This is a genomic window from Qipengyuania profundimaris (genome assembly GCF_030717945.1).
GTDB lineage: Bacteria > Pseudomonadota > Alphaproteobacteria > Sphingomonadales > Sphingomonadaceae > Qipengyuania > Qipengyuania profundimaris.
Genome location: NZ_JAVAIM010000001.1, coordinates 2,654,473 through 2,671,254 on the forward strand (window position 1 = coordinate 2,654,473; position 16,782 = coordinate 2,671,254).

The following is a 16,782-nucleotide window of genomic DNA, read 5'->3' on the forward strand; positions in this document are numbered from 1 at the left end:
TTTGTTAACCCTCGCCTGCAACAGACGCCCCCGAGAGAAGAGAGCATGAGCAAGCAACTGACCCTGTCGGCCCGGATCAGCACCGCCCTGATGGCGGTGTTCGTGATCGCGCTTGCGACAGGCGGACTGAATGTCGATGCGCCTGCCGAAACTCTTTCCGGCAATCCCCCGCTGATCGGACTTTCGATCGGTCGCTGACCTGTCCCTCCCGAGTGTCGCGACCGCGTGAAGGGCTCCCGTCCGTGACGGGAGCCCTTCCTATTTCAGAGGTCAGTTGATGACGACGGTCGCGGCGCGGCGGTTCTGCGCCCAGGCGGATTCGTTCGAACCCAGCGCAACCGGGCGTTCCTTGCCGTAGCTGACCGTGCGAATACGATTGGCCGGGATGCCGATCGAGACGAGATAGTTCTTCGCCGCGTTGGCGCGCCGCTCACCCAGCGCGAGGTTGTATTCCCGCGTGCCGCGTTCGTCGGCATGGCCTTCGACGGTGAAGTTGAGTTGCGGATACTGGCTGAAATACTGGCCCTGCACCTGCAGCTTCGCCGAATCCTCGGAATCGATGTTGTACCGATCGGTATCGAAATAGACGACCGTATTTGCCACACCCACGGCATCGGTGAAGTGCTGCTGCGTCCCCACGGTCGGGCCGGTCGGCGCGGTTGGCGTAGGCGTCGCGGTCTGCGTCGGCGGCGGCGGCAGTTCTTCCGGCGCCTTCTTCTGGCAGGCCGCCAAAGCGATGGTCGAAGCGAGCATCAATCCTGTTGCAACACGGGTATTCATAGTGCTGTCCCCTTTTCAAACAGCGTGGTGAAGTCGGTTTGCCCCCCGAGTTCGTCCTACAAGACTCTCAATGATCTTACGGCAGGATCGGTCCCCAAGCGGGGTCCGACCCGTCCACCGGCGTCGGCAGGCGGCGCTCGTTCTCGCCGGTCAGATCGACCTGCCACAGTCCGGCCTTGCCGCTGTTCCGCTCGGTGCGGAAGAATTGGATGATGCGACCGTTGGGCGCCCATGTCGGGGCTTCGTCCTGCCAGCCGCGGGTCAGGGTGCGCACGCTGCCACCCGATGGCGTCATGACACCGACATTGAAGCTGCTCGAATTGGTGAAGGCGATCTGGTCGCCGCGCGGGCTCCATTCCGGCGTCGCGCAGCGCCCGCCGAAGAAGCTGATGCGGCGCGGGTTCGATCCGTCGGAATTCATGACGTAGCACTGCTGCCCACCGGACCGGTCGCTTTCGAAGACGATGCGGCTGCCATCGGGCGAGTAAGACCCGCCGATGTCGATGCCGGGTGCATCCGTGAGTCGCTGCGGCGTACCGCCCGTACTCGGCACGCGATAGATGTCCGTATTGCCGTTCACCGCCATCGAATAGAGGATGTAGCGCCCATCAGGGCTCCAGCGCGGCGCGAAGGTCGGATTGTCGCTCTGCGTCACCAGCGTCTGACGGCCGGTGCCGATGTCGTAGACATAAATCCGCGGATTGCCGTCGACATAGCTGAGGTAGGACAGCTTCTTGTAATCGGGCGAATAGCGCGGCGTCAGCGCGGTCGAGCGACCGGTGGTGATGAAGCGATGGTTTGCTCCGTCGCTGTCCATAATCGCCAGCCGCTTGGTGCGATTATCCTTAGGCCCCGTTTCGGCGATATAGGCAATGCGGCTGTCGAAGAACGGGCTCTCACCGGTCAGTCGCGAATAGACGAGGTCGGCGCATTTGTGCGCCGCGCGCCGCCAGTCAGCCGGTTCAACGATCCAGCCCTCGCGGACCAGTTGCTGCTGCAGCGCCATGTCGTAGAGGTAGCAGCCAACCGTCAGCCGGTTGTCGCTGCGCGCGCGGACATAGCCATGCACCAGCATCTCCGCGCCGCGATTGGACCAGGTCGGCCAGTTTGGCGCGTTTATCTCGGGAAAACTCGGCTGGGGCAGCGCGTCGGGACCGGTCGGCTTGAACAGGCCGTTGTTTCGCAGGTCGGCGGTGATGACGCGGGCAAGTTCCTTGCCCAGCGCAGCCGTGCCGTTCTGGTTGGCCGGGGTGGCGACATCGGCATCGGTCGCGAAACCGGGAATGGCGATGCCCAGGTCTTCCAGCGCGGTTTCGTCGGTGATGGTGAAGGTCAGCCCTTCGCCATCCTCCGCCTCCATGACGGTTTCGACCTCGCCGCCTTCCTGGATGGGCTGGCCGAGATCCTCGTTCTGCGCCGCAAGCGGGGCGGCGACGAGAGCGGTGGCAAAAATGAAGAGCTTTTTCATCGGGACAAATTCCTGTCGAAGCGGGCGCCGCGGATGGACTTCCACGCGTTGTAATATTCGGGCGGGAGATCGAAGGGCGCGGCAAGTTGGACGGCGCGGATGGCGACTTCGGCGTGGCGGCCCTTCTGGGCTTCATTGGCCGGGGTCACGCCATCCTGTGAGACGACGCGCGGGCGACCCGCCAGCGAGCCGTCGGGATTGAGATCGAAGGCGAGAACGGAGACGAGCAGTTCGGCGTCGGCACCGGACGGCGCCTTGCCCTGCCAGTGCGGGCGCACCTGCCGGGCAATTGCCTGCACGATCGAAGCCTTCGCGCTGGCCCCGATCTGCGACGCAGGAACGCGGGTCTCGCTGGTCGTGGTACTGGCGCCTGCGCCGTCGAGGAAGCTGTCGCCGAGGCGCGAGCCGCCGCTGCGTTCGCTGCTGCGCGGCTGCGTTTGCGTGCGCTGCGGCTCCCGGCGCGGGGCCTCGCGCGGCTGCGTGCGCGGCGCCGGGACGGGCGATTGAACGCGCGGGACCGGCGGCGTGACCTGACGCGGGACGGGCGGAGCGACCGGCTCGACAACCGGCGGGGCAGGACTGTCCGACAATGTCGGCGCGACTGCGGCGCGGCTTTCCGGGACCGGATCGGGCGCGGTAGCTTCCAGCCCGACTTCCTCGGCGAGGCTCACCGTCATGCGCTCGACCGGCTCGAAAGTCGGGGCCGGGAGCAAGCCTTGCACGAACAGGCCAGCAAACAGCGCCAGATGCAGGATGAGTGCGACCAGTAGCCCGGTCTTCTCCTCGCTGCGAAAGGCGGTGTCTCCCATGCTCACCGGCTATTCCTCCGTCGATGAACCGTTGTTGACCGGCGCAGAGACCTGGCCACCGTTCGTCACCAAAGCAATGCGGTTGAGCCCGGCGCGATTGAGCTCGCCCATCACCGCCATGACGCGCCCGTAATCCAGTCCGCGATCGGCGCGCAGGGTGATGTCGGGGCCGTCGTCCGTGCGCGGAATATTCTCGAGCGCCTGCGGCAAGCCGCCGACCGCGACCTGCGCATCGTCGATATAGACATAGCCGCCCTCGTCGATGCTGATCGTTACCTGCTGCGCTTCCTGCGGCAGCGAATCGGCGCGGCTGTCGGGCAAGTTGATCGGCACACCAGCGGTCAGCAGCGGCGCAGTCACCATGAAGATGATCAGCAGCACCAGCATGACGTCGACAAAGGGCGTGACATTGATTTCGGACATCGGGCGACGACCGCCGCGCCCTCGCCTGCCGCCGCGCCTTGCTCCGCCGGAGGCAAGACCCATCGCCATCAGCGCTGCTCCAGCTGGCGGCTGAATGTCGCGGAGAGCTTGTCGGCAAAGCGCTGCAGCCGCGCTTCGTAGCGATCCACGCGATGGCTGAAGCGGTTATAGGCAATCACCGCGGGAATGGCGGCGAACAGGCCGATCGCGGTCGCGAACAACGCTTCCGAGATCCCCGGCGCGACCACGGCGAGCGAGCTGCTTTCCTGCGCGCCGATCTGGAAGAAGCTGTTCATGATGCCCCAAACGGTGCCGAACAGGCCCACGAAGGGCGCAACCGAGCCGACCGTGGCGAGGAAGTTCAGGCGCTCGGCGATGTCGTCGGCCTCCAGCGCGATCTGGCTGTCCATCGCGATACCGATGCGGCCGCGCAGCGCTTCCTTGTCGCGCACCTCGCCCTTGGTGGATTTGCGCCATTCGCTGACGGCCGCCTGCGCGACGCGAGCGGCCGGGATGTCCTTGTTGCCGCGTTCGGACATGAACCGATCGAAATTGTCCGCCTGCCAGAACTCGCTTTCATAGGCGATCATGCGTTTGCGGGTGCGCGCCATGCGCAGGCTGAAGCTGACGATGATCATCCAGACCCAGATGCTGGCCAGCAAAAGCCCTGCCATCACCAGCTGGACGACGATGTCCGCATCGAGGAACAGTTCGATCGGATCGAGCCGCGTCGGGGCAGCGGCTGCAAGCATGGAAAGTGTGGTCATTCGCCCTCTTGGATACCGAAGCGCGCAAAGGCCGCGCGCCATTCTTCGGGCTGGCGCACTGGCCGGCCCCCGGGTGAAACGAAACCGACGCGCAAATGTGCCTCGGCCAGCAAATCGTCCCCGCGAAACGCCCGCTGGTGCATGCGGCAGGACGCTGCGCGCATCTGCGTGCAGGTGGTAACGATCGTCACATCATCATCCAGCTTCGCGGGGCTAAGATATTTCAGCGAGAGTTCGGATACGGCGTAGGCGCCCGTCCCGTCCTCGATCGCCGCGCGCTGGTCGATCTCGAGCCGACGCAGCAGATCGCTGCGCGCCCGTTCGAACCAGCGCAGATAGTTCGCGTGATAGGTGATGCCCGACAGATCCGTGTCTTCGTAATAGACGCGCACCGCATAGAGGTGGCAGCTGCCATCGATCACGCCGTCGGGGGGATTGGGTAGAACCATTCGGACGGCGCTCTAGCGCAGCGGAAATTCGCTGCAAAGACGGCATTCGACTCCTGAACATTAACGGCGATGAAACGAGGCATGGAGGCGGTGAAAATGTTCGAAAGCAGGGAGCCTATCTTCGTGCAATCATCGGCCCCAATGGCTCACCACCAAAAAGGTGCACATGCAGATGCGGCACTTCCTGGCCGCCATGCGCGCCGATATTGGCCATCATGCGGTAGCCGGGCTCGACCAGACCCTTGTCGCGAGCGACCTTACCCACGGCGCGCACGAAGCCCGCGATTTCCTCGGCGCTCGCTTTCGTACTGAAGTCGTCCCAACTGACGTAGCGGCCCTTCGGTATGACCAGCGTGTGCACCTCGGCCTGCGGATTGATGTCCTCGAAGGCGAAGGCCCATTCGTCCTCATAGACTTTGTTCGAGGGAATTTCCCCGCGCAGGATCTTCGCGAAGATGTTGTCGTCGTCATAAGGCTTTGTCGGGTCGATCGGCATTAGGCGCTCCTCGAATTCTTCTCGTCGATACCGCTGGTCCCCTCGCGTCGGTCGAGTTCGGCCAGCACTTCGGCCAGCGACACATCCTTTGCGCTAAGAAGCACCATCAGGTGAAAGAGCACATCCGCCGCCTCGCCGACCAGCTCTTCGCGGCTGCCGCTGAGCGCGGCGACGCAGGCCTCGACGGCCTCCTCGCCCAGCTTGCGCGCCATGACCGGCACGCCGCGGTGGCTGAGCTGCGCGACATAGCTGGTGTCGGGATCGGCATCCCGGCGGTTCGCGATGGTGGTTTCGAGGCGGGTGAGCGTGTCCATCGGCCTGCTATGCACGGCGGCGCGGCGCGAGGCAATCGGGCCAGGCTATTGTCCGCCGTCGCTGCGACCGATCAGGAAGCGACCCACAACAATGCCGCCCAGTGCGACCGCCACGATCATCAAAGCGCTGGGCTCTTGCAGGCGCGCGGCGATGCCAGCCGGGCCGGAGAGATCCGCGAACTGCGCGGCCAGCGATATGAACTGGCTGGACATGAGTCGCCCTATGCCAGAGCGGTGTGACGGGCGCAGGACTTGCGTGGCGCTTGTCCCTCATGGGGACGCGCACTTTATCCGCGGGCAGGCAATCTAGCCTCGCGCAGGGCCGCATGGGCCTCGGCCACCGTGTGCTCGCCGAAATGGAAGATCGATGCGGCAAGGACGGCGCTTGCGTGCCCCTTGGTCACGCCTTCGACGAGATGGTCGAGCGTGCCGACGCCGCCGCTGGCGATGACAGGGATCGAGACACTGTCCGCGATCGCGCGGGTCAGTTCGAGATCGTAGCCCGCCTTGGTCCCGTCACCGTCCATCGAGGTGACAAGCAACTCTCCCGCGCCCAACTCCGCCAGTCGCTCGGCATGCTCGATGGCGTCGATCCCGGTCGGCTTGCGGCCTCCGTGAGTGAAGATTTCCCAGCCGCGAAAGCCTTCGCCCTCGGTTCGAGCCCGCGCATCGACGCTGGCGACAACGCACTGGCTGCCGAATTTCTCGGCGATCTCGCGCACCAGCTCGGGTCGCGAAACGGCTGCCGAATTGATCGCGACCTTGTCCGCGCCGGCCAGTAAGAGTGCACGCGCATCTTCCACGCTGCGCACCCCGCCACCGACAGTCAGCGGCATGAAGCACACCGCCGCCGTACGCCGCACCATGTCGAGCAGCGTTCCGCGCCCCTCGTGGCTGGCGGAAATGTCGAGAAAACACAGCTCGTCGGCGCCCGCGCGGTCGTAGGCCTGCGCCTGCTCGACCGGGTCGCCCGCATCCTTGAGATCGACGAAATTGACGCCCTTCACCACGCGCCCATCGGCCACGTCGAGGCAGGGGATGACGCGGATACGGACGGTCACGATTGCTTCGCCGCCTTAAGCGCTTCGGCAAGATCGAGCCTCCCGTCATAGAGCGCACGTCCGGTGATCACGCCCTCGATCCCATCGGCGGCATGCGGCTTCAGCGCCTCGATGTCTTCGATCCCTGCGACGCCGCCGCTGGCGATGACGGGGATGTCGACCTGTTGAGCAAGCCCGACTGTTGCCTCGACATTTACGCCCTTCAGCAGCCCGTCGCGCCCGATATCGGTGAACAGCAGCGCGGCCACACCCGCATCCTCGAACCGGCGGGCGAGATCGACCACCGGCACGTCCGACACCTCAGCCCAGCCCTCGGTCGCGACCATGCCGTCCTTCGCATCGACCGCAACGACGATGGCCTGCGGATGTGCGCGGGCCATCTCTTTCACGAACTCCGGATCCTTCAGCGCCGCCGAACCCATCACGATTCGCGACACGCCTGCATCGAGCCAGCCCTCGACGTCCTCTTGGCTGCGGATGCCACCGCCCAATTGCACGCGCCCCGCGAAGGCCGCAACGATGCTCTCGACCGCCTCGCGGTTCTGCGCCGATCCGGCGAAGGAACCGTCGAGATCGACCACGTGGAGATACTCGGCCCCGGCCTCCGCAAACAGCGTCGCCTGCTTGGCCGGATCGTCGCCATAAACCGTCGCGCGATCCATATCGCCCTCTGCGAGACGCACCACCTGGCCGCCTTTGAGATCGATGGCAGGAAATATAATCACGGTTTCCACTCCAGAAAACGGGTCAGGGTCGCAAGGCCATAATGCTGGCTCTTCTCCGGATGGAACTGCACGCCAAGCAGATTGTCGCGGCCGACCGCAGCGACCAGACCGCCTCCGTGATCGGTCATGGCGAGCACGTCCTTCCCGCTATCCGCATGGAAGTGGAAGGAGTGGAGGAAATAGGCCTCTCCCTCATATACCACATCGTGCATTTTCGCGTGCGGCGTCAGCGCAACATCGTTCCAGCCCATGTGCGGTACCTTCACGCTTTCATCGGTTGGCTCGATCAGCCGCACCTCGCCCTCGATCCAGTCGAGCCCGGGCGTGATGCCATGCTCCAGACCCTGCGTGGCGAGCAATTGCATGCCCACGCAAATACCGAGGAACGGCGCGCCGCCCACGAAGACCCGTTCGTGCATCGCCTCGATCGCCCCGTCGACAGCGCGCAGGCCTTCGGCGCACGCCTTGAACGAGCCGACACCGGGAAGAACGATCCGGTCGGCCGCGCGGATGACATCGGGATCGTCGGTGACTTTCACCTTCGCTCCGACCTTGCGGAGCGCGTTTTCGACTGAGTGGAGGTTGCCCGCGCCGTAATCGACAAGCGCGATTATCTCACCCACCGAGCTGGCCCTTCGTCGAGGGGATCGCGCCGCCTTTGCGCGGATCGATTTCGCAAGCGATCCGCATCGCTCGGGCGAAGCCCTTGTAGATGCTTTCGCAAATGTGGTGATTGTTAGTGCCGTAGAGCAGCTCGATGTGCAGCGTCAGGCCGCAGGTCTGAGCGACCGAGTGGAACCAATGCTCGATCAGCTCGGTGTCCCATTCGCCCAGCTTTTCCTGGCTGAAGCCCGCCTTCCACACGAAATAGGGCCTGCCGGATATATCGAGTGCGACGCGCGCCAGCGTCTCGTCCATCGGCGAATAGGCGCTGCCATACCGCGCGATCCCACCCTTGTCGCCAAGCGCCTGCGCCAAAGCCTGGCCGAGCGCGAGCGCACTGTCCTCGGTGGTGTGGTGCTGGTCGACATGGAGGTCGCCGTCGACTTTCAACGTGACGTCGATCAGGGAATGCTTGGCGAATTGCTCGACCATGTGATCGAGAAAGCCGATGCCGGTGGTTACGTCGTATGATCCGGTCCCGTCGAGATCGACCTCGACGAGAATTTTCGTTTCCGCAGTGTTGCGCTCGATACGGCCTGTTCGCATGGCGCCCGCGCTAGAGCCGCACGGGGCGATAGGCAAGAAATAGCACCTTACGGCGTAGTAAAGCCGCGCTTAAAGCGCTTGACCCGCGCGCCTCGCGGTTACACCTAGGCGCGCATGAGCGACGAGACGCCCGACAGCCTGATCCCTTACGATTCCATCGTGCAGGAGGCCCTGCGCGCAGTGGTAGGCCGCGTGCTCGGCGAAATCGAGCAGACCGGCAGCGAACTGCCGGGCGCGCATCACTTCTACATCACATTCAAGACGCACGCCCCCGGCGTGAGCATCCCCGACAGCCTGCGCGAGCGGTTCCCGGACGAGATGACGATCGTGCTGCAGAACAAGTTCTGGGACCTGAACGTCCGCGAAGACGGCTTTTCGGTCGGGCTGAGCTTCAACCAGGTGCCCGCCGCGCTCGACATCCCCTTCGCCGCGATCACGCAATTCGTCGATCCGGCGGTCGACTTCGGGCTCCAGTTCCAGGCGACCGTGGCCGACATGGCTCCTGCCCCGACCGAGCATCCCGAAAATGACGGATCGGAACAGGGCGAGGATGCAGCCGTTGAGGGTGCAGAAGACGGATCCAACGTCGTCACGGTCGATTTCGGCCGCAAGAAATAGCCGCGGCGCGAAGCCCCGGCAGAACGGGGCATGGCATGGGCTTGAGCAGCAAGAAGAAACCGAACCATCTGACCGATCGCGCTGGCGCGGCGATCGAGAAGGCGACCGACAAGACTATCGGCCCGGACGAAATGCCGGGGCCGAGCCCGGACCCGTCGACCAATCTCATCATTCACGACATCCTCCTTCGCAGTGTCGGGCGGCTGTCCCGCATGACAGTGGAGAAGGCCCTGCTCGGGCGGCGCTACGGCAAGGGCTACGCTAAGCAGATCGTCGAAAATCGCTCGACCCTCAACGCTCTGGCGGCCTACGGCGTCACCAAGGTCGCGACGAAATCCGTACCCGGCGCCCTAGCGGTAGGGACCGGCCTTGCGCTCAAGGTGCTGTTCGACAGGGGCCGTTCGCGCCGCAAATCGAAAGCAGCCGGCGAGAAAATGCTGCGCGAGCAGGCCGATCCCGATAGCTTGATCTAGGCGTAGTGCCCTGCCGCCCTTGATTTCGGCGGCCGGCTTGGCGCAAGAGCGCGCATGGCCGAATCCCAAACTCCGACAGACAAACTCGCACGGCGCGGGCTGATGTTCATCCTCTCTTCGCCGAGCGGCGCGGGCAAGACGACGATCAGCCGGATGCTGCTGGAGGCCGAAGACGAGATCAAGCTGTCGGTCAGTGTGACGACCCGCCCGCCACGACCGGGCGAGATCGACGGGGTGCATTACTACTTCGTCGACGATGCCGAGTTCGACCGGATGGTCGAGGAGGACGACTTCTACGAATGGGCTCATGTCTTCGGCCATCGCTACGGCACACCCAAAGGCCGCATCCGCAATGCGCTGAAGGACGGGCAGGATTTCCTGTTCGACATCGACTGGCAGGGAACGCAGCAGCTCTACCAGAAGGACCAGCAGGACGTGGTCCGCGTGTTCATCCTGCCCCCCAGCATCGCCGAACTCGAACGCCGCCTGCGCAGCCGCGGGACCGATGCAGAAGAGGTAATCGAGGCGCGCATGGAACGCGCCCGATCGGAGATCAGCCACTGGGACGCCTATGACTACGTCGTGATCAACGAAGACGCGCAGGCCTGCTTCGCCAAAGTTCGCGAGATCCTCGATGCCGAGCGGATGAAGCGTCAGCGGCAGACCGGGCTGATCCCCTTCGTCCGCGAACTGATGAGCTGACCATGGAGGGCGGGGTCGCATCGCTGACGGATCGCGAACGCGAAGTCCTGCGTTTGCTGCTGGCGGGGCACACGGCCAAATCCGCCGCCGCCGAGCTCGACTTGTCGGTCCACACGGTCAACGACTATCTGCGCGAAGCCCGCAAGAAACTCGGGGTGGCCAGCAGTCGGGAGGCCGCAAGAATCTTGGGGGAGCAGAACGAGCAGCCCCCACAAAGCGCCCCCCAAAATGCTGCACCCGAGCAAATCGGGATGGCCGATGCTGCAACCGCCACCGATACTCTGATGCCATCAGCAACCCCGGGCCGCCGCAACCGCGTGGCTTGGATCATCGGAGGAACACTCATGTTCACAGCCATTGTCGCCGCAGTCCTGCTCGCCACTTCATCCGGATCGCACGACGCCGGAGAAGACGAGATGGAGGCATCCTTGCAGCAGGGCACACCGGCGGAAGCCGCCGCGCGCGACTGGATCAAGCTCGTCGATGCCGGCAATTATCAAGAAAGCTGGGCGCAGGCCGGATCGATGTTCAAATCCGCGGTGACTGCCGACGCCTGGGCCAAGCAGGTCACGCCGGTACGCCAGCCGCTCGGTGAGGTCGTCAGCCGCAATCTCAAAGGCATTGACGCACCCGCCTCGCTCCCCGGCGCGCCGAAGGGCGAGTATCGCATCGTCACCTTCGACACGGATTATGCATCAGCCGCAGGTGCGGTCGAAACCGTCGTTCTCGCCAAATCCGGCAGTGACTGGGGCGTCGTCGGATATTTCATCCGGTGACCACCCGCGCCGGTGTATGGCGCGGGTGACAGATCCTGCCGGTCAGTCCCCCGACGGATCGACGAAATTGCCCGCGCCGACATTGGCGTTTACCACGCCCCCATCGATCGCGATGGTCGTGCCGACGACATAGTCGCCCGCGCGGCTGAGCAAATAGATCGCCCCGCCCGCCATATCCTCGGTCACTCCGACGCGGCGCGAAGGAATACCCTTCTCGACCATATCCGCATTGTCTCGCGCCGCGCGGTTCATGGCGCTAGGAAAGGCGCCGGGTCCGATACCGTTCACGACGATATTGTGCTGTACCAGCTCCGCCGCCATGCGCCGTGTTAGGTGGATGAGGCCTGCCTTCGACGCCTGATAAGGATAGGTTGGCCAGGGATTGGTCTTCATGCCGTCGATGCTGGCAATCATCAGCACCTTGGCCGGGCGATCCTTCGTACCGGACTTCTTCAGCAGCGGCATCAGCTTCTGCGTCAGGAAGAACGGCGTCTTGACGTTCAAATCCATCGTGCGGTGCCAGCCGGCCTCGCTGAATTCCTCGAACGGTTCTCCCCAGGCGGCGCCGGCATTGTTCACGAGGATGTCGAGCTTGTCCTCGCGGGCGGCCAGATCGTCCGCCAGCTGCTGGATGCCGTCCATCTGCGACAGGTCGCCGACCAAGCCGATGACCTTCTCGCCAAGTTCGGCGCTAGTCTCGTCGACCTGCTCCTTCTTGCGGGCGACGATGTAGACACGCGCTGCGCCCGCAGCGAGCAGGCCTTCAACGATCATCTTGCCGATGCCGCGGCTTCCGCCGGTGACGAGGGCGACGCGGCCTTCTAGGCCGAACAGGTCTTGCAGGTTCATATGTCTCTCTCCCCGGCTTAATAGCCGCTCAGTTCCGCAACGCGGCCCGCGTGATAGTACTGGTCGCCGAGAAATTCCTGCAGCGCCCGGTCGCGTTTCATGTAAAGGCCGATGTCGTATTCATCGGTCATGCCGATGCCGCCATGCATCTGCACACCTTCGCGCACCGCGAGGCCCGCAGCCTTGGCAACCTTAGCCTTGGCGACGCTGGTCATCAGCTCGGCCTTCTCGCTGCCGCCATCGACCAGCTGCGCGGCCTTGACGGTCACGGCGCGAGCGATTTCGACTTCGGAATAAAGATGCGCGGCACGGTGCTGCAGCGCCTGGAATTCGCCGATCAGCCGGCCGAACTGCTTGCGCTGCTTGATATAGTCGACGGTCATGTCCATCGCCCCGCGCGCCACACCGACGCCTTCGGCTGCCGAGCCGACCCGGCCCGCCATCAGCACGGCGTCGAGGATCGCGCGGCCACCGTCGACCTCGCCGATCACGGCATCCCCGTCGAGCTCGACATTGTCGAAGCTGACATGGCTCGCCATCGAACTGTCGACCAGCCGCACGCTGTCGTGGCTCATCCCGCTTGCGTCCTGCGGCACGGCGAACAGGGTGATGCCATCCTTGTCGTCATCGCTGCCGGAAGTGCGCGCGGCAACCACGATCATCTCGCTCGACGCGCCATAAACCACGAAGTCTTTCTTGCCCGAAAGGCGGAAGCCATTGCCGGATTTCTCCGCCTTGGTCGCGATCCGCTCGGGACGGTGCTTGGGCCCTTCGTCGATCGCCACGGCATAGACCTTGTCGCCCGAAATGAGGTCCGGCAGCCAGCGGCCCTTCACATCGTTGCTGCCGTGCTTGAGCGCTGTCGCGGCGAGCACGGAAGAGGACAGGAAGGGCGACGGCGTGAGATTGCGCCCGATCTCTTCCAGCACGATTCCGGCTTCGACCTGGCCCATGCCGAGGCCGCCGTCGTCCTCGTCCACCAGCATGCCGGTGAAGCCCATTTCGGCGAACTGCTTCCACAGGCCATGGCCGAAACCATCCTTGCAGTCGCGGTCGCGCCAGTGGCGCAGCTGGTTCTTGATCGAACCTTCCTCGGCCATGAACTGGCTGGCGGTTTCGGCCAGCATCGCCTGGTCGTCGTCGTAGTACAGAGGCATCGGATCAGGCTCCCGGCAGGTCGAGGATACGTTTGGAAATGACGTTGAGCATCACTTCGCTCGTACCGCCTTCGATGGAATTGGCCTTGGTCCGCAGCCATCCGCGCGCAGCCTTGCCGCCGTTCGACGCTTCGCTTTCCCATTCGAGCGCGTGGCTGCCGCCGGCCGCCATGACCAGTTCGTTACGGCGCTTGTTGAGCTCGGTACCGGCGTATTTCATCATGTTCGGCTGTGCGGGATGGCCCTTGCCGGATTTAAGTTCGTCCATGAACTTCTCGCTCATGGCGGTGTAGGCCAGCGCATCGACGTCGAACATGGCGATCTCGGCGCGCAGCACCGGGTCGAGCGCGCCCTGGCGCGAGGTGACAGCGCCGAGCGAAGTCGCCCGGTCGCCGCCGCCGGTCGCCGAGATCATCTCGCGCTCATGGCCGAGGAGGTATTTCGCCACGTCCCAGCCGCGGTTGATTTCGCCGACAAAGCCGGGAATGTCCTCGCCGTAGCTCTTCGGCACGGTGACATCGTCCATGAAGGTTTCGCAGAACGGGCTGTTGCCGCTGATCAGCTTGATCGGCTTGGTCGACACACCATCGCTGGCCATGTCGAAAAGCATGAAGGTGATGCCCTGGTACTTGTTCTCCTTATCGGTGCGGACGAGGCAGAAAATCCAGTCGGCTTCGTCGGCGTAGGAGGTCCAGATCTTCTGGCCGTTCACGACCCAGTGATCGCCCTTGTCCTCGCCGAAGGTCTGCATGGAGACGAGGTCGGAGCCGCTGCCCGGCTCGCTATAGCCCTGGCACCAGCGGATTTCGCCATTGGCGATCTCATTCAGGAAGCGCTGCTTCTGTCCTTCGGTGCCGAAGTGCAGCAGCGCCGGGCCGAGCATCCAGATGCCGAAGCTCGAGAGCGGCGGGCGGGCATTGATCGCAGCCATTTCCTGGCGGAGCACCTTGCCCTGCGCCGGGGTGAGGCCGGCGCCGCCATATTCCTTCGGCCATTCGGGAACGGTGTAGCCCTTTTCGCGGCAGGCCTCGAACCAGACCTTTTGCGCATCGTTCTTGAAGCTGGCGTTGCGCCCGCCCCAGTAAACGTCTTCCTCGTCGCGGACTGGCTCGCGCATTTCGGGTGGGCAATTGGCTTCCAGCCATTGGCGCGTTTCGGCGCGGAAGGCTTCGAGATCGCTATCGGACATGGCCATGATCCTCTCTGTTCTGAAACATCGGTATGTTGACGCTAACGTTAGGAGGATTCGGCCACCGGGTGCAAGGGTGCACACGACGACCTGCAATGCCGTAGCGTCAGGCGGAATGCGTTGACGAGCGGGGCAGCGCGCCTAAGCTGGAGGCGGAGAAATTCGGGGAGAGAGTAGGCATGCGATTCTCTGGCAAGACGGTCGTGATTACCGGCGCCGCATCGGGCATCGGCGCGGAAACGACGCGCCTGTTCGCCAGCGAAGGCGCGACCGTTTTCGCCAGCGACATCGATGCCGAAAACGGCGCGAAGCTCGCGAGCGAAACCGACGGCGACGTGCGGTTCGCCGAGTGCGACGTCTGCGATCCTGCGGCCATGAAGGCACTGATGGACCGCGCGGCAAGCGAGACCGGCGGGATCGATGTCGTCTTCAATAATGCCGGAGCGGGCGGCGCGCGCCCGCCGATCGACGAGATCGAACCCGATGAGTGGGACCGCACGATGGACCTGCTGCTGCGCTCGGTCGCGATGGGTATCCGCTATGCGGTGCCGCATATGAAGGGGCGGAAAGGTGCGAGCATCGTCAACGTCTCCAGCGTTGCCGCGGTGGGCCCGGGCTATTCGCCGACCGCCTATGCCGTGGCGAAGGCCGGCGTATTGCACCTCACCAAATGCGCAGCGACCGATCTCGCGCAATTCGGCATCCGCGTGAACGCGATCCAGCCGGGCTTCATCAATACGAACATCTTTACTGCGAGCCTGGAAATTACCGGCGAGATGCGATCTATGGCCAATGCGGCAATCGCGCAGATGTCCTCAAATGCCCAGCCGGTCGCCCGGGGCGGACAGCCCCGTGACATCGCTAATGCGGTCGCCTTCCTAGCGGGCGAGGAAGCGAGCTTCATGACCGGGGCCTCGCTGATCGTCGACGGCGGGATCACGCTCGGTCCCCGGCATAGCTGGGATCCGGAGGAACCGGGCCTGTTCGCCGCACTCGAGGCGATGGAAGAGCAGGCGAAACAGGGCGCTGCCGCCACCTGATGTCATTCGTCGACGGCCCTCTCTCCCAAAGACTGAAGCTGGTCCACGGCTCCGGCGCGGTGGCCTTCGGCGTGAAGGATTCAGGGTTCAGCTTCTTCCTGCTGCCGTTCTACAATCTCGTACTGGGCGTCGATGCGGGCGTCGTCGGTGCGGCGCTGGCTACCGCGCTGGTCGTCGATGCGCTGGTCGATCCGCTGATCGGCCATCTGTCCGACCGGACCTACACGCGCTGGGGTCGCAGGCTGCCGTGGCTCTATGTTGCACCTTGGCCGCTCGCCCTGCTGTGGACGGTGCTGTGGTCCCCGCCCTTCACCGGTACGCCCGGCTTCTGGGAGATCGTCGCACTGGCCGTGGGCGTGCGGCTGCTGCTCTCCGCCTGCGAGGTCCCCTCGGTCAGCCTGGTTCCCGAAATCACCGACGATTACGACGAGCGCACCACGCTGTTTCGCTATCGCTTCCTGTCGGGCTGGATCGGCGGATTGCTGATGATGGTGCTGGCCTTCACGATCTTCCTGCCCACGCCCGAAGCGCAATTGCAACCCGAAGGCTATGCGCAATTCGGCCTCTTCGGGGCGGGCCTGATGGTGCTCGCGGTCATCGGTTCGGCGGCGGCGCAGCACAGGATCGTGGCGCAGCTTCCGGCGCATCGACCGCCCCCGTTCTCGCTACGCGGCGCGTTCGCCGAAATCTTCGATGCGTTTCGCGAGAAGGCCTTCGTGATCTTCGCCCTCGGCGGTCTGGCCGCATATGTGCTGCAGGGAATGACCTTCTCGATCACGCAATATGTGAACCTCTACGTCTGGCAATTCAGCGAGCTCGCTTTCCGGCTTTACCCGGTGGTGCTGTTTTTCTCCGTCGTGCTGATGTTCGTCATCGTCGGCCCGCTGCACCGCGCCTGGGGCAAGCCAAAATCGGCAGCGGTGGCGGCCATCGTCGGCCTGACCTTTTACTGCCTGCCCTATATGCTGCTGCTGGCAGGGGCCTGGCCTACCACCGGCACTACCGCCTCGACCGCCCTGCTGTACGTCTTCCTCATCTGCGCCAACACGGCGAGCGTCGTGTCGATCATCTCCGCCACCTCCATGGTCGCCGAGATCGTCGAGGCTTTCGAGGAGCGGACCGGCAAGCGCGCCGAGGGCACGTTCTATTCGGGCAACTGGCTGGTTCAGAAATGCGCGACCGGGGGCGGCATCCTGCTGACCAGCCTGATTGTCCAGTCGATCGATCTTGCGCCCGGGACGCCGCAATCGCAGGTGACGCAGGAAACCGTCACCCAGCTGGTGGTGCTCTTCGTCGCGGCCGCCAGCATGCTCGGCCTCATCGCCGCCTTTTGGCTCGGCCGCTTCCCGATCACGCGCGAGCAGCACGAGGCCCGTGTGGCGGCCCGGCGCGCTTCCGACCCTGAATTCCCCAAGGCGATCGACGATGCGGTACGCGCCGATCCCGACGGCCACACGATAACCCCCTAGGCGTGCAG

General features: G+C 64.3%; 23 protein-coding genes. 7 read left to right on the forward strand and 16 right to left on the reverse strand.

What is annotated here, in order from left to right; translation table 11 throughout:
* Window positions 1-45 precede the first annotated feature (45 nt).
* Entirely contained in the window at window positions 46-198 is a 153-nt protein-coding gene (locus Q9K02_RS13085; protein WP_305933289.1) for a hypothetical protein, read from the forward strand.
* Window positions 199-270: 72 nt separating this feature from the next.
* On the opposite strand, the gene pal is transcribed toward Q9K02_RS13085, so the two are convergent.
* From pal to hisB, 13 genes are all read right to left on the reverse strand, one after another.
* On the reverse strand, window positions 271-780 hold the full coding sequence (gene pal / locus Q9K02_RS13090) for a peptidoglycan-associated lipoprotein Pal (RefSeq protein WP_305933290.1): 510 nt from the start codon (window positions 778-780) through the stop codon (window positions 271-273).
* 76 nt (window positions 781-856) lie between these two features.
* A complete protein-coding gene (gene tolB, locus Q9K02_RS13095; protein ID WP_305933291.1) occupies window positions 857-2,248 on the reverse strand; it encodes a Tol-Pal system beta propeller repeat protein TolB in 1,392 nt (463 codons plus the stop codon).
* Complete coding sequence (locus Q9K02_RS13100) at window positions 2,245-3,057, reverse strand: energy transducer TonB (protein ID WP_305933292.1); 813 nt, start codon at window positions 3,055-3,057, stop codon at window positions 2,245-2,247. The genes tolB and Q9K02_RS13100 overlap by 4 nt, the downstream gene beginning before the upstream one ends.
* Window positions 3,058-3,066: 9 nt before the next feature.
* Window positions 3,067-3,549: an ExbD/TolR family protein gene (locus Q9K02_RS13105; RefSeq protein WP_305933293.1), complete on the reverse strand. Its 483-nt coding sequence runs from the start codon at window positions 3,547-3,549 to the stop codon at window positions 3,067-3,069.
* Window positions 3,549-4,247: a protein TolQ gene (gene tolQ, locus Q9K02_RS13110; protein ID WP_305933294.1), complete on the reverse strand. Its 699-nt coding sequence runs from the start codon at window positions 4,245-4,247 to the stop codon at window positions 3,549-3,551. Before tolQ ends, Q9K02_RS13105 begins: the two co-directional genes overlap by 1 nt.
* Window positions 4,244-4,696 (reverse strand): YbgC/FadM family acyl-CoA thioesterase, encoded by a 453-nt coding sequence (locus Q9K02_RS13115; protein ID WP_305933295.1) that lies wholly within the window; start codon window positions 4,694-4,696, stop codon window positions 4,244-4,246. The genes tolQ and Q9K02_RS13115 overlap by 4 nt, the downstream gene beginning before the upstream one ends.
* A gap of 115 nt (window positions 4,697-4,811) precedes the next feature.
* A complete protein-coding gene (locus tag Q9K02_RS13120; protein WP_305933296.1) occupies window positions 4,812-5,192 on the reverse strand; it encodes a histidine triad nucleotide-binding protein in 381 nt (126 codons plus the stop codon).
* Window positions 5,192-5,506 carry a phosphoribosyl-ATP diphosphatase gene (locus Q9K02_RS13125; protein ID WP_305933297.1) on the reverse strand — a complete coding sequence of 105 codons (315 nt, stop codon included), beginning with the start codon at window positions 5,504-5,506 and terminating at the stop codon, window positions 5,192-5,194. The genes Q9K02_RS13120 and Q9K02_RS13125 overlap by 1 nt, the downstream gene beginning before the upstream one ends.
* A gap of 45 nt (window positions 5,507-5,551) precedes the next feature.
* Window positions 5,552-5,719: a hypothetical protein gene (locus tag Q9K02_RS13130; protein WP_305933298.1), complete on the reverse strand. Its 168-nt coding sequence runs from the start codon at window positions 5,717-5,719 to the stop codon at window positions 5,552-5,554.
* A 74-nt stretch (window positions 5,720-5,793) separates the two neighbouring features.
* Window positions 5,794-6,567 (reverse strand): imidazole glycerol phosphate synthase subunit HisF, encoded by a 774-nt coding sequence (hisF, locus tag Q9K02_RS13135; RefSeq protein ID WP_305933299.1) that lies wholly within the window; start codon window positions 6,565-6,567, stop codon window positions 5,794-5,796.
* Window positions 6,564-7,292, reverse strand: a complete 729-nt coding sequence (gene hisA, locus Q9K02_RS13140) for a 1-(5-phosphoribosyl)-5-[(5-phosphoribosylamino)methylideneamino]imidazole-4-carboxamide isomerase (protein ID WP_305933300.1) — start codon at window positions 7,290-7,292, stop codon at window positions 6,564-6,566. The genes hisF and hisA overlap by 4 nt, the downstream gene beginning before the upstream one ends.
* The gene (gene hisH, locus Q9K02_RS13145; RefSeq protein ID WP_305933301.1) at window positions 7,289-7,915 is read right to left on the reverse strand and encodes an imidazole glycerol phosphate synthase subunit HisH; all 627 of its coding nucleotides are present in this window, start codon (window positions 7,913-7,915) and stop codon (window positions 7,289-7,291) included. The genes hisA and hisH overlap by 4 nt, the downstream gene beginning before the upstream one ends.
* Window positions 7,908-8,501, reverse strand: a complete 594-nt coding sequence (hisB, locus tag Q9K02_RS13150) for an imidazoleglycerol-phosphate dehydratase HisB (protein ID WP_305933302.1) — start codon at window positions 8,499-8,501, stop codon at window positions 7,908-7,910. The genes hisH and hisB overlap by 8 nt, the downstream gene beginning before the upstream one ends.
* A gap of 114 nt (window positions 8,502-8,615) precedes the next feature.
* Here hisB and Q9K02_RS13155 point away from each other — a divergent pair, with 114 nt between their 5' ends.
* Genes Q9K02_RS13155 through Q9K02_RS13170 form a run of 4 tightly spaced genes read left to right on the forward strand, consistent with a single transcriptional unit; the run spans window position 8,616 to window position 11,070 of the window.
* Window positions 8,616-9,119, forward strand: a complete 504-nt coding sequence (locus Q9K02_RS13155) for an SspB family protein (protein ID WP_278329020.1) — start codon at window positions 8,616-8,618, stop codon at window positions 9,117-9,119.
* Window positions 9,120-9,154: 35 nt separating this feature from the next.
* The gene (locus Q9K02_RS13160) at window positions 9,155-9,592 is read left to right on the forward strand and encodes a hypothetical protein (protein WP_305933303.1); all 438 of its coding nucleotides are present in this window, start codon (window positions 9,155-9,157) and stop codon (window positions 9,590-9,592) included.
* 54 nt (window positions 9,593-9,646) lie between these two features.
* The gene (gmk, locus tag Q9K02_RS13165) at window positions 9,647-10,294 is read left to right on the forward strand and encodes a guanylate kinase (protein ID WP_305933304.1); all 648 of its coding nucleotides are present in this window, start codon (window positions 9,647-9,649) and stop codon (window positions 10,292-10,294) included.
* 2 nt (window positions 10,295-10,296) lie between these two features.
* On the forward strand, window positions 10,297-11,070 hold the full coding sequence (locus Q9K02_RS13170; RefSeq protein ID WP_305933305.1) for a helix-turn-helix domain-containing protein: 774 nt from the start codon (window positions 10,297-10,299) through the stop codon (window positions 11,068-11,070).
* 42 nt (window positions 11,071-11,112) lie between these two features.
* On the opposite strand, the gene Q9K02_RS13175 is transcribed toward Q9K02_RS13170, so the two are convergent.
* Genes Q9K02_RS13175 through Q9K02_RS13185 form a run of 3 tightly spaced genes read right to left on the reverse strand, consistent with a single transcriptional unit; the run spans window position 11,113 to window position 14,265 of the window.
* Window positions 11,113-11,919, reverse strand: coding sequence for an SDR family NAD(P)-dependent oxidoreductase (locus Q9K02_RS13175; RefSeq protein WP_305933306.1), 807 nt, complete (start codon window positions 11,917-11,919; stop codon window positions 11,113-11,115).
* 17 nt (window positions 11,920-11,936) lie between these two features.
* Window positions 11,937-13,076 (reverse strand): acyl-CoA dehydrogenase family protein, encoded by a 1,140-nt coding sequence (locus Q9K02_RS13180; protein WP_305933307.1) that lies wholly within the window; start codon window positions 13,074-13,076, stop codon window positions 11,937-11,939.
* A 4-nt stretch (window positions 13,077-13,080) separates the two neighbouring features.
* Window positions 13,081-14,265: an acyl-CoA dehydrogenase family protein gene (locus Q9K02_RS13185; RefSeq protein WP_305933308.1), complete on the reverse strand. Its 1,185-nt coding sequence runs from the start codon at window positions 14,263-14,265 to the stop codon at window positions 13,081-13,083.
* Window positions 14,266-14,444: 179 nt separating this feature from the next.
* Between Q9K02_RS13185 and Q9K02_RS13190 the strand changes: the two genes are divergently transcribed.
* On the forward strand, window positions 14,445-15,305 hold the full coding sequence (locus Q9K02_RS13190) for an SDR family NAD(P)-dependent oxidoreductase (RefSeq protein ID WP_305933309.1): 861 nt from the start codon (window positions 14,445-14,447) through the stop codon (window positions 15,303-15,305).
* A complete protein-coding gene (locus Q9K02_RS13195; RefSeq protein WP_305933310.1) occupies window positions 15,305-16,774 on the forward strand; it encodes an MFS transporter in 1,470 nt (489 codons plus the stop codon). Before Q9K02_RS13190 ends, Q9K02_RS13195 begins: the two co-directional genes overlap by 1 nt.
* The last annotated feature ends 8 nt before the right edge of the window (window positions 16,775-16,782 follow it).

Excerpts from the sequence above, each read along its gene's own strand:
- Q9K02_RS13085 (WP_305933289.1), top strand. The coding sequence starts at position 46 with ATGAGCAAGCAACTGACCCTGTCGGCCCGGATCAGCACCGCCCTGATG.
- pal (WP_305933290.1), bottom strand. The coding sequence starts at position 780 with ATGAATACCCGTGTTGCAACAGGATTGATGCTCGCTTCGACCATCGCT.
- tolB (WP_305933291.1), bottom strand. The coding sequence starts at position 2,248 with ATGAAAAAGCTCTTCATTTTTGCCACCGCTCTCGTCGCCGCCCCGCTT.
- Q9K02_RS13100 (WP_305933292.1), bottom strand. The coding sequence starts at position 3,057 with ATGGGAGACACCGCCTTTCGCAGCGAGGAGAAGACCGGGCTACTGGTC.
- Q9K02_RS13105 (WP_305933293.1), bottom strand. The coding sequence starts at position 3,549 with ATGGCGATGGGTCTTGCCTCCGGCGGAGCAAGGCGCGGCGGCAGGCGA.
- tolQ (WP_305933294.1), bottom strand. The coding sequence starts at position 4,247 with ATGACCACACTTTCCATGCTTGCAGCCGCTGCCCCGACGCGGCTCGAT.
- Q9K02_RS13115 (WP_305933295.1), bottom strand. The coding sequence starts at position 4,696 with ATGGTTCTACCCAATCCCCCCGACGGCGTGATCGATGGCAGCTGCCAC.
- Q9K02_RS13120 (WP_305933296.1), bottom strand. The coding sequence starts at position 5,192 with ATGCCGATCGACCCGACAAAGCCTTATGACGACGACAACATCTTCGCG.
- Q9K02_RS13125 (WP_305933297.1), bottom strand. The coding sequence starts at position 5,506 with ATGGACACGCTCACCCGCCTCGAAACCACCATCGCGAACCGCCGGGAT.
- Q9K02_RS13130 (WP_305933298.1), bottom strand. The coding sequence starts at position 5,719 with ATGTCCAGCCAGTTCATATCGCTGGCCGCGCAGTTCGCGGATCTCTCC.
- hisB (WP_305933302.1), bottom strand. The coding sequence starts at position 8,501 with ATGCGAACAGGCCGTATCGAGCGCAACACTGCGGAAACGAAAATTCTC.
- Q9K02_RS13155 (WP_278329020.1), top strand. The coding sequence starts at position 8,616 with ATGAGCGACGAGACGCCCGACAGCCTGATCCCTTACGATTCCATCGTG.
- Q9K02_RS13160 (WP_305933303.1), top strand. The coding sequence starts at position 9,155 with ATGGGCTTGAGCAGCAAGAAGAAACCGAACCATCTGACCGATCGCGCT.
- gmk (WP_305933304.1), top strand. The coding sequence starts at position 9,647 with ATGGCCGAATCCCAAACTCCGACAGACAAACTCGCACGGCGCGGGCTG.
- Q9K02_RS13170 (WP_305933305.1), top strand. The coding sequence starts at position 10,297 with ATGGAGGGCGGGGTCGCATCGCTGACGGATCGCGAACGCGAAGTCCTG.
- Q9K02_RS13175 (WP_305933306.1), bottom strand. The coding sequence starts at position 11,919 with ATGAACCTGCAAGACCTGTTCGGCCTAGAAGGCCGCGTCGCCCTCGTC.
- Q9K02_RS13180 (WP_305933307.1), bottom strand. The coding sequence starts at position 13,076 with ATGCCTCTGTACTACGACGACGACCAGGCGATGCTGGCCGAAACCGCC.
- Q9K02_RS13185 (WP_305933308.1), bottom strand. The coding sequence starts at position 14,265 with ATGTCCGATAGCGATCTCGAAGCCTTCCGCGCCGAAACGCGCCAATGG.
- Q9K02_RS13190 (WP_305933309.1), top strand. The coding sequence starts at position 14,445 with ATGCGATTCTCTGGCAAGACGGTCGTGATTACCGGCGCCGCATCGGGC.
- Q9K02_RS13195 (WP_305933310.1), top strand. The coding sequence starts at position 15,305 with ATGTCATTCGTCGACGGCCCTCTCTCCCAAAGACTGAAGCTGGTCCAC.